At 60.3% G+C, this 9,672-nt stretch carries 8 protein-coding genes and 1 pseudogene; 6 read left to right on the top strand and 3 right to left on the bottom strand.

What is annotated here, in order from left to right:
• The first annotated feature begins 1,272 nt into the window (after positions 1-1,272).
• Together NM961_RS07755 and NM961_RS07750 are read left to right on the top strand one after the other, a co-directional pair.
• A complete protein-coding gene (locus NM961_RS07755) occupies positions 1,273-2,811 on the top strand; it encodes a M12 family metallo-peptidase (protein WP_255913450.1) in 1,539 nt (512 codons plus the stop codon).
• Positions 2,795-4,258: a TolB family protein gene (locus NM961_RS07750; RefSeq protein ID WP_255913449.1), complete on the top strand. Its 1,464-nt coding sequence runs from the start codon at positions 2,795-2,797 to the stop codon at positions 4,256-4,258. The genes NM961_RS07755 and NM961_RS07750 overlap by 17 nt, the downstream gene beginning before the upstream one ends.
• 156 nt (positions 4,259-4,414) lie before the next feature.
• On the opposite strand, the gene NM961_RS07745 is transcribed toward NM961_RS07750, so the two are convergent.
• Together NM961_RS07745 and NM961_RS07740 are read right to left on the bottom strand one after the other, a co-directional pair.
• The gene (locus NM961_RS07745) at positions 4,415-5,449 is read right to left on the bottom strand and encodes an ISL3 family transposase (protein ID WP_255913448.1); all 1,035 of its coding nucleotides are present in this window, start codon (positions 5,447-5,449) and stop codon (positions 4,415-4,417) included.
• Between the two features lie 73 nt (positions 5,450-5,522).
• Positions 5,523-5,660 carry a hypothetical protein gene (locus NM961_RS07740; protein WP_255913447.1) on the bottom strand — a complete coding sequence of 46 codons (138 nt, stop codon included), beginning with the start codon at positions 5,658-5,660 and terminating at the stop codon, positions 5,523-5,525.
• A gap of 162 nt (positions 5,661-5,822) precedes the next feature.
• Here NM961_RS07740 and NM961_RS07735 point away from each other — a divergent pair.
• Together NM961_RS07735 and NM961_RS07730 are read left to right on the top strand one after the other, a co-directional pair.
• Positions 5,823-5,954: pseudogene (locus NM961_RS07735) on the top strand (transposase); the annotation flags it as partial.
• Positions 5,955-6,337: 383 nt separating this feature from the next.
• Positions 6,338-6,616 carry a hypothetical protein gene (locus tag NM961_RS07730; RefSeq protein WP_255913446.1) on the top strand — a complete coding sequence of 93 codons (279 nt, stop codon included), beginning with the start codon at positions 6,338-6,340 and terminating at the stop codon, positions 6,614-6,616.
• A gap of 256 nt (positions 6,617-6,872) precedes the next feature.
• On the opposite strand, the gene NM961_RS07725 is transcribed toward NM961_RS07730, so the two are convergent.
• The gene (locus NM961_RS07725; RefSeq protein WP_255913444.1) at positions 6,873-8,195 is read right to left on the bottom strand and encodes a hypothetical protein; all 1,323 of its coding nucleotides are present in this window, start codon (positions 8,193-8,195) and stop codon (positions 6,873-6,875) included.
• A gap of 120 nt (positions 8,196-8,315) precedes the next feature.
• On the opposite strand from NM961_RS07725, the gene NM961_RS07720 reads away from it, so the two are divergent.
• Both NM961_RS07720 and NM961_RS07715 read left to right on the top strand, forming a co-directional pair.
• On the top strand, positions 8,316-8,672 hold the full coding sequence (locus NM961_RS07720) for a hypothetical protein (protein ID WP_255913441.1): 357 nt from the start codon (positions 8,316-8,318) through the stop codon (positions 8,670-8,672).
• A gap of 50 nt (positions 8,673-8,722) precedes the next feature.
• Positions 8,723-9,613, top strand: a complete 891-nt coding sequence (locus tag NM961_RS07715) for a DUF4386 domain-containing protein (protein ID WP_255913439.1) — start codon at positions 8,723-8,725, stop codon at positions 9,611-9,613.
• Positions 9,614-9,672 lie beyond the last annotated feature (59 nt).

The following is a 9,672-nucleotide window of genomic DNA, read 5'->3' as shown; positions in this document are numbered from 1 at the left end:
TCCAGCACCAGCGCTGACTTGCGCCGCGCCGTCCAACGCTTGATGTCTTCTTCCATCACTGCACTCATGGGGTGTCTCCTTGGTTAAGGTTACACCTGAGCAGGTTTTCACTGGGTCAGTACAATTGGTCAACGCTGGTTGCAGGGCGCCCAGCTGGCTTGGCGGCTGAGTTAGGCAGGCGAGACGCTTTGGCCATGCAATCCGGCGTTCCGCCGGAGTAGAACTCGTTGGCGGCTTGTCTTCGTCGCTTGTCGGACACGAAATTTTGATGCCACATTTTGTGGCGTCCCGATTCTGCTCCCGGGTTGTTCTGTTCTGGCGCTGAGTTTCAGGTCTACGGTTACAGAAAACCCGCGGAAAGCAGTCGGATGATTCAGGACTGTGGGTGTCCCAGATTTTATCTGCAGATCCTCGACTGGACCGGCAGAGCGCTGGCGCCCGGCAAGCATGGCAGGATCGCTGAAGGCGCTCCTGCAATCCTCGCTGTCATCGACAGGGATGCCCCGCGGTGGGCGATGCGAGTAAGCGGCTACGGCGGCGGCTGGGCACGCGCCGCAGGCTGTGCCCAGGACTCGATTGACCTCGCCGCGCGAATCGGCCAGCGCTGGCTGCAGGGCGTCCGGCTGGCTTGGTGGCTGAGTTAGGCGGGTGAGACGCTTTGGCCATGCAATCCGGCGTTCCGCCGGAGTAGAGCCGTTGGCAGGTTGTCTTCGGTGCTTGTCGGACACGAGAGTTTGATGCCACATTTTGTGGCGTCCCGATTCTGCTCCCGAGGTGTTCTGTTCCGGCGCTGAGTTTCAGGTCTACGGCGACAGAAAATCCGCGGAAAGCAGTCGGATGATTCAGGACTGTGGGTGTCCCAGATGCTGCTTGCGGCTTTGTTTTTCGGGTCAATGACCTGGCGTTAAGTCAGTGACATTCTAACCTGACCCCGTTTATCGAGTCTTGAAACGTTCGTGGAGATTACTTTAGGCATAGATGACACGTTGTCCGGCATCTGTATGCTCGGGTTCTGCGGATCTTGGGTTGCTTTTCGGGTCTAGCGGTGGCGTTGTTTGTACTTGGTCACGGGCTTGCTGTGCATTTTGAGACAGAGTCGTTTCCGAAGATTTTTGCGAATGCGGTCCGCACGCTGTGTTTTAGTAGGAAATTTTAGATTTATGCATTGTTTGTAAAATAATGCTGATGAGTCGATTCGAAGATTTGCGGGGCTTCAATAAAAAATGATGTAAAGCAGTGAGGCTTAAGAAGTGCTAATCAACAGGGGAAATCATGAAACGGTACGTATTGGCCAGCACATTGGCGGCTTTTTGTTTTTCCGCCAGTGCTCAGACACCTATCAATCTAATTACATTTGTTGCTCCGCAGCCAGCTCAGTCGCCGCCGGGAGAGTTTTTAGAGTCATGGAGCGCGGGATTTAATACTGCATCACTTAGTTCCGGTATTTCTTCATTGAGACTGAACCTACCCGATGGTGCTGTAGAAACAGTAGATCTTGTGTATTTTGAGCCTCGCCATGGATACCTCGCAGTTGATCTCGATGGCGATGGTGATACCGAAGACGTCATCGATCCGAATGCTTCTCCGGAGGAGATTTCGTGGCGTTGGTACGGACGATCGTCGAATTGGACGGTTGCATTGACCCTTGAGTCTGGCGTCCTCGCAGGGCGCATATCCGGACCAGATCATAGGTACGGGATAAAGCCAGGGCGCAACGGAACTACATTACTGGGTCTTGTGAACAGCGAGCACTGGCAGTTGCATTCAGGCGATACAGACGAAGACGCGCATCAGTTAGTTTCGTCGATCGCTGAGCCAGACAAAAAAAATGATGAATTGAGTAGTAAGTCCGTGGCTGTACCTATGGCCTGGGACACAACCTGTGCAGCCCCCCTTGAGCCAGGCGTGAGAGTGGTTGATCTGTTGATTCTTTACACGTCGGGTGTTGTAGATAGTTCGGGTGGCACCAGCGCGGGCGCTCGGGCAGCGATTCAAAGTTCGATGGACGACGTTTCTCAGAGCTTGAGAAATACAGGGATAAGTCGCCTGAAATTTGCCTTGCGCGGGATAGAAGCAGCGGATACTTTGGTTTCTTATGACACTCTTTCGTTATCAGATGCGTTGAGAGCATTTGGTGGGTGGGAGGATCTGCCTGCTCCTGACTATATTGGCTTCCCTGGAAATAGCCATGTTCTGGCTAGAAGAAACGCTAATGAGGCGGATATAGTCGCACTAGCGAGAGCCGCCGATGACGGCACTTGTGGTGTGTCGCTTATTCAGCACAAGACTTTGTCAGGATATTTGCGTGAGCCGGGGGCGGGATTTGAAAAATTTGCTTATCTAGTATTCAACCCGAACTGCAACGCGGACAGACTGAATCTTGCACATGAGCTTGGCCACTTGTTTGGCATGGAGCATGATCCTAAAAATGCAACTTCAGTGCTCGCAGCTACGCGATCCTGCCCTTGGTCTCATGGGCACCGTAGGACCAGCACAATACCCGGTGATCCGCTGAGATTTCGTACTGTCATGTCATACTGGCAGAACGGCTCGGCATCCGGAGGGCCTGGCGGATGTGGAAGCTCAACAGGATGCCCGTTGATTGATGCGTACTCATCAACGGCGTACGAATGGAATGGAGCCAGCATCTTGCCGGTAGGTACATCTACGTCGGCGTTGATGATTGGCGTGCCTTATCCTGCTGCTCCTAACTGGGCGGCGAAGGCGGATGATACCCTGGTCCGACTTGCGAAGATCGTAGAGCAATTCCGCACGAGCTCGGAGATCATTTTCCTTGATAATTTTCAGTAGAAGTTCGGCGTTATTGTTAGGCGTTCTGCTGCTGGCTTCGCCAGCAGCAGTCGCAATTCAGGCAGATGCTCCCCAATTGGCGAGCAAGACGCATCTGGGCTTGCCTCCGTTTGGTCCCAGCGACAACCCGCGCCTGTCGAGTGACGGCCGGTTTCTCGTTTACTACTGTCTATCCGGTGACGTTTTGCCAGGCGATGACAATGATCGCTATGACACCTTTCTGCTGGACCGGCAAACAGGCATAACCCGCCGCGTCAGTTTCAATGCCGCGAACCAGGAGCAACAGAGCCATAGCGGCATTGGTTATCCCTCCGATAATGGCTCGGAAGTGGTATTCGATGGTCAGGGCATGTTTCATCCCGACGTGATCTATGTGCCCCCGGGTACACCGGACTATGAAACGCAAAACGTGTTTCTGCGTGACTTGGCGACGTCAGTGACGGAATTGCTGAGCCGAGCTCAAAGTGGTGAGGGAAACCCGGAGCGCCGGGGAGCGCTGATCCGAGATGCGCTGATGGATAGCAAGAACATTCTTTTTTCCAGCACCGCAGACTACATCGGTGATCGCGGCCCGCTGCCAGCGCCGTCTCTCATCCAGGAGGTCTATTCGCGCAACTGGATCAGTGGTGTGGTAGAACGGATTTCCGCCCGGCCGGATGGGGCTCGTAGCAACCGGTCGTCAGGGTTGGCCAGTTACTCTGCGGATGGGAGGTATGTTGTATTTACCAGTCAAGCATCCGACATCACATCAGATAACCCGGGGCAGCTGCTTCAGCTTTTTTTGCGAGATAGAGCCGCAGGGATCACGACAAGACTCAGCTGGCCGCGATTCGGCAGCGAGTTTACTTCCACTCCCAACTACATATCCCCTCGCGTAACGGCGGGTGGACGCTTCGTTGTCTTCACGGCTACGCAGAACGACGAGTTCGTCGCCGACGACAATCCCGGTGTTGGCGATACCTATGTGATCGACCGGCACACCGGCACCACGGAACTCGTCTCGCGGACCTATAGCGGTGCACCGTCCGATGGATCTTCCCTGGATGCCGATGTCAGTGCCGACGGCCGTGTCATTGCCTTCTTCAGCCGCGCCACCAATCTGCTTCCCGGCCAGCCGGCTAATCCCGGCATCTACGTCAAGGATCGACTCACGGGCGAGCTGATCAATGTTACGGCAACACTGGGGCAGGTCACCCCGCTCTTCATTTCTCGGCTCAACCTCAGCGCGGACGGCCGGCATCTGGCCTTCAGCTGGCGGGTGAACGATCCGGCACAGCCCCTGCTCCATGACCGAGTGGTTATCTATACGGTCGAACTCAGTGGATTGGGGGCGCCGCCAGTGGCGCTGGCGGTGCCGGCGGGGACTCTGCTTGGATGGATGGCGACGGTAGGGCTGTTGGGATTATTTGGCTTGCGCCGACTGCTGCGGGACAACGTAGTCCAATAGCGTGGCCAGGGCAGAGGTTGCTCTGGGCTCGCCTTGTCAAGCTGACGCCAAGCTGCACTAGTCGGCACTGATCGCATACCGCACCTCGTGGGCGACCTCTCTATGACCGACGACCATCCCAGATGCGTACAAATAATTTTTTCGGGTCTTCGCGGATCAGTGTGGGTGTAACCGAGCATTTTCAGGCAGCGCGGGCAAGAAACTGGCGATGACTTTGAGCTTCAGGTAGGCCTCGTCACGGTAGCCGTAGGCGCTGCGCTGGATGACACGGATCTTGTTGTTCAGTCCTTCCACCAGGCCGAGGCTGACCTTGTTGTGGTGGTGGCAGTAAGTGACGATGCCGTCCCAGTGGCGCTCGATCATCCGCGCGAACTTCTGATATGGCTCCAGTCGCTGCCAGCGCAGGCTCTGCTTCCATTGCTCGAAGAACGCGCGAGCGCCGCGGTCGGTACGGTAGCTCCAGAGCTCGCCGAAAGACTCTTTTAGCAGGTACGCCGTGTTCAGGCGCTTGTTGGCTGCGAGCAGCTTCTTGAGCGACTGACGGCCATCCAGGGTGAGGTTGTTGCGGTGACTCAGCAGCGTATACCGCTGGCCCTTGATGTAGCTTCGGTCCTTACCTTGCAGGCGCTTGTACTCGTCTCGCCGTACCTGATCGAGCGCATCGGACAGGTGGCGTACGATGTGGAACTTGTCGAACACCACGCTGGCGTTGGGCGCGTTCTTCTGGACCGAGGTGCGGAACGGTCGCCACATGTCCATCACCGCCAGTGCAATATGTGCGCTTTTTTGCGGCCCCAGATCGACGAAGAACTGGTCGATGTCTGCTTCGGTACGACCGCTGCCGCCGAACCAGATCGGCCGACCACGGTCCAGGTCGCTGACGACCACGCGGTAGTCATGCCCCTTGTGGATGGCGATCTCGTCGATGCCAATGGCGCGTGGCGCCGGCATCCCGGCGCGCCGGACCTGCTCGGCCATGTATAGCTTGGACAAGTCCTTGACCGTGCTGTCGTGCAACCGCTCCAATTCGGCCACCGCCTTGTTGGTCATGGTTCGGCACAGGTTGCCCACATGCAGGGCAAAGCGCTCAGTGTAGCGCGGGTTCTTCGCCAACCAGTCCAGCTGCTCTACGTGCACGCCGCCGCATTCCGGGCAGTGAACCCGCCAGTGCTCGAACTCCACCAGCAGCACCTAGCCCGCCACTCGGAGGTCGCGAGCACGGCACACGCGCTTGTCGTGGCGGCTGCGGCAGCGATGGCCACACTCAGAACACACCGCGTTTTTTTCGGCGCCGCAAAGTCACGACCCGCGCCTTCGGATCACCGTACACGCCCTTGAGCGTCGCCGCTGCCGCGAAGCCAGGAAACGAAAACAACTCGCGCAGATTACGCCCCGTCTTCATCAGGAAATTCCCCAGCACACAGTCAGAGCAGGAATCCGCCGACCTTCCGCAGCCGAAAGATGGCTTGATTGACGACGGGACAGCAACTACTGGATGCCGGAATCACCCACACGATTCCGCGATGAGCCCGAATAATAGAGACTCTCAGCAAAGGAGAGTCCCATGCGGAAGTCGAAATTCAGCGAAGTGCAGATTGCAGCGATATTGAAGGAGGCCGAAGCCGGCGTGGCGGTAACCGAGGTGGCTCGCAAGCACGGCATCAGTGCGGCAACGTTTTATCAGTGGCGGTCGAAGTAAGATACCCCCCTTGGCGCTGCCCATCGCGGTATGTACGATCCTCCCGTTGCCGCCAATTCGGCAACCGGGCTTGGCGGCCCGAACTCTTACGGCGCACACAGCGCCGCACCGAAGCCGGCGTTTTTTTATGCCCGGAATCCGTGCGGCGTAGCTTGCCGATTTCTGGCGGCGGTGTGCGGGGAGCCGCAAGGCTCGCCGGTCCGTAAGCCGGTCCGCCAACCCGCACACCGTTCGCCACCCCTTTCGCATCCATCCGGGTGGCGACTCCATACAAAGGGAGTTGACCATGGAAGACCGGTACGCTTGTTTCCCAGCACCCAGCCAACGCTTGATGCCTTCCGCTGCGCCTGTCGCGGGTTTCGCCTTGGGAGGGCCGCGCCATGGCTGATCACGGCTCGTTCTACCCCATCGACCGATTCGTGAAAGAGGCCACGCCCGTGCTGTTCGCGTTCGTGACCAATACGCCGGCCCAGCGTGAGGCGGTACGTGAGGAGATGATGGCGCGGCTGACGGCCATCGCGGAGCTTAGCGAAACGCTGACGTTATCGGAGCTGGAATCGCCGGATCCACGCTCCCACTGCGCCATCCTGGAAGCCGTGGCGATCCTTTCCCGCGACGTGCGCGGCCTGCTGGAAGCCAGTTTCCGTGTCAGCCATTGATTGACCACCGGGGCGGCCTTGCGCCGCCCCGGCTTGCGTCGGGACACCCGAAGCGCGAGCGATCAGAATTTTCCGACGCACTTGTCGGAATTGCCGCAGCGATTCCCGCCGATAACACCGAGGTCCACAACCGAAAGCTACCGTTGCGCACGGGCACCAGCATGCCCCGTCCGTGCGGAACTGCCTCCGCCGGAAACGCCGCCAGTGTCACCCTGCCGGCGTTGGCCGGCAGACGCCGCCGCCTTCGTCTAAGCCCTCAGTCCAGACCATCCCCGAACAGATAATCCGTCTCTACCCGCCCGACAAAGTAATCCGCTCCGGCATTGGCGAAGCACTGCGTATCCACCCGCCCCACAAAGGCCGGCCGTCCCTGCCACAAGGTCATGCGGTAGATTTCCTGCGCCGGCGGGGTGACGGCGCACGCGCTGGTGTTCGGCAGGAACTGGGCGGCCATGGCGCCGCCGTGGCCCCAATAGATTTCGGTACGGTCATCCGCGGCGCTGCGGCCGATTCGGGCAAGCGCGAAGTATTCGCCGGTGCTGGTATCGGTTTTCAGCAACGTGCCGCCAAACAGCACGCGGCCGCCGGGCAGGACCTGTACCCCTTGCTGACCGGGTGTGGCCGACAGGCTGGTGGCCATGCCGTTGAGCACCGGGGCCGGCAAGGCGAGGATGCTGACCTGCGTTTCGCGGAATACCGCCAGCGCGGGCCGGTAGCCGTAGGGCGCCTGGATAGCCACCGCCATCGCCACGGTGCCGGGCCGCACGGCGCGTGCGGTGCTGGGGTAGACGCCGCTACCGGTGGTGTTGTCCAGGCGGCCGGTCTGCGCCAGCGTCGTGCGATCCAGGGTCAGCCGGCAAGCGCCGTAGCCGGTGGAGCCGAAGGCCCAGAGCGCACCTGCCGGGTTTTCCAGCACCGTCGTCATTATCCAGCAGCTGGTCAGCGTGACGGCCTGCACGTGGCCGGCGGCGTTCAGCAGTGCCACGAAACCGCTGATACCGCCGTTGGCCAGCATGGCGTAGCCGCTCAGCGCCAAGTCGCCGTTGGGCAAGGCGTTGAGGCCTACCGGAACCTCATCGCTGCCCAGCCCGGAAAGGTGTGCATCCAGGTCCAGGTCGACCACGCCGCCGTTGCCGAAGCCGGCCACCGGCAGGCCGGTGTCGCGCCCCACGCGGACCAGTCGCAGGTTGCGCTCGCCCGTGCCGTCGGTGACGGTGCCGGTCATGACCGGATCCCCCTGCGCCAGACACACCGAGGCGGTGGTGCTGGCGAAGCTGGTGGGCAGGTCGAAACTTTCCTTGCCGTCGCCGCTGAACGTGTCATCGAAGCTGCCATCCGGCCGCAGGCGCACGGTGACGATGCGCTGGCCGTTGGAGGCAGCGCCGACCACAACGAAGGTATCCCCTGCTCCGGGACACCCTACGCGGGCGGCATCGCCCGCCTGGCCGTTGACGGCCTGGAAGCCGTAGTGGGCAAAGCCGCCGTCGCCAAAGCGGGTATCCATGGGCCCCGAGTGGGCGTGCAGGGCCGGCGCCGCGGCAAGCGTGGCGGCAAGAAACAGCGAGCGAGTCCGATTCATGGGGGTTCTGGCGGTACACGCAGGATTCGCGCAAGGCGCAGTACGCGAAGGACGCGCGTTTTCTCCGGCGGATGAGCACATCGGCAACATTCGTTTTTTCGTAGCACGAGGCGGCGACTGTTGGCGTGGATTGCGCTGCCGTTCGCGCTGGATTCCTTTCCGGTGGCGCTCAATGGGTATCCTCAGGCGCTGAAAGCGCATCCGGTCGGGCTATTTGCAGTGAAGGTTGGCGCTTTCCGGCTATCGGGAAAGGCTTTTTGCCTTTTCCGTTGCGGCTTTTTTCTCTGCGGAAGCGCTTTTCGTGTATCCGGCGGCGGAAAAAGCCTCAATGCCGAGGGTTTTGGGGTTTCCGGCGGCACTTTCAGCATCGTGATTGACGCTTTTTTGCTCAATGACGGCGCTTTTTCAGTATCCATTGGCGCTTTTTTCGCCAACCGCGGGGCTTTGCGGGTATCGGTTGCCGCTTCGCGCGCCTGAGCCCGGAGCGGAGGCTGCGCACGCAGACGGCATGCCAGGAGAGCCGGCTGGTGTCCGGCAGGGCAGCGCCGTTACGCGCAGGCGCGGCGCGATGGCGTCGTTCGTCGCGCACTACCGCAGCTCGCGCATGCCGGCCGTCGCTGGTCGCAGCGGCCTGGACAGTCTGGGGCCGCCTGCGCACACTCCGGCGCCCCGAGATTGGCCCGCACGAATTCCTCATGACACCACACGCACTGGATTGGTCGCCCCAGGTTTATGCCCGCATCGGCGGCTTGCTGTATCTCGTCATCATCGCGTTCGGGTTCTTCGCCGAGGGGTATGTCAACAGCCAGCTCATCGTGGCTGGCGATCCGGCGGCCACGGCGAACAACATCGCCGCGGCGCCGCTGCTGTGGCGCATCAGCCTGGCCGGCAACCTGCTGGTGCCAGTGCTGGCGGTGGGGCTGCTGGTGGTGGAGTACGTGCTGCTCAAGCCGGTCAGCCGGCCGCTGGTGCTGCTGGCCGTGTTCTTCAACCTGGTCTCGCTCGCGGTAGAGGCGGTGAGCAAGATCAATCTGCTGGAGATGCACGCGCTGCTCAGCGATCCCGTCTATGCGCAGGCCTTCGCGGCGCCGCAACTGCAGGCGCTGGCGCGCTTCGCGCTGGAATCGCACGATATCGCGTGGAATATCGCGCTGCTGTTCTTTGGGTTCACCTGCCTCGTCAATGGCTATCTCATTTTCAAGTCGGGCTACCTACCGAAGGCGGTCGGGCTACTGTTGCAGGCGGCCGGCCTGAGCTATCTGGTCGCGTGCACTACCGCGCTGTTGTTGCCGGCGCTGGCCAATGCACTGTTGCCCGGCATCCTGCTGCCGGTGCTGGTAGGTGAGGCGTCGTTCTGTCTGTGGCTGCTGATCAAGGGCGTGGACGTGGTGCAGTGGAAAGCGCGCGCCGGCCAGTGACGGCGGCCGGCGGCTGTTTCTGCACGCTCACGGCGTGAGCACGCAGCGAGGCCTTCCGC

This window comes from Tahibacter harae (assembly GCF_024437735.1).
Lineage (GTDB): Bacteria > Pseudomonadota > Gammaproteobacteria > Xanthomonadales > Rhodanobacteraceae > Tahibacter > Tahibacter harae.
This window is presented reverse-complemented; position numbering and strand designations above follow the sequence as displayed.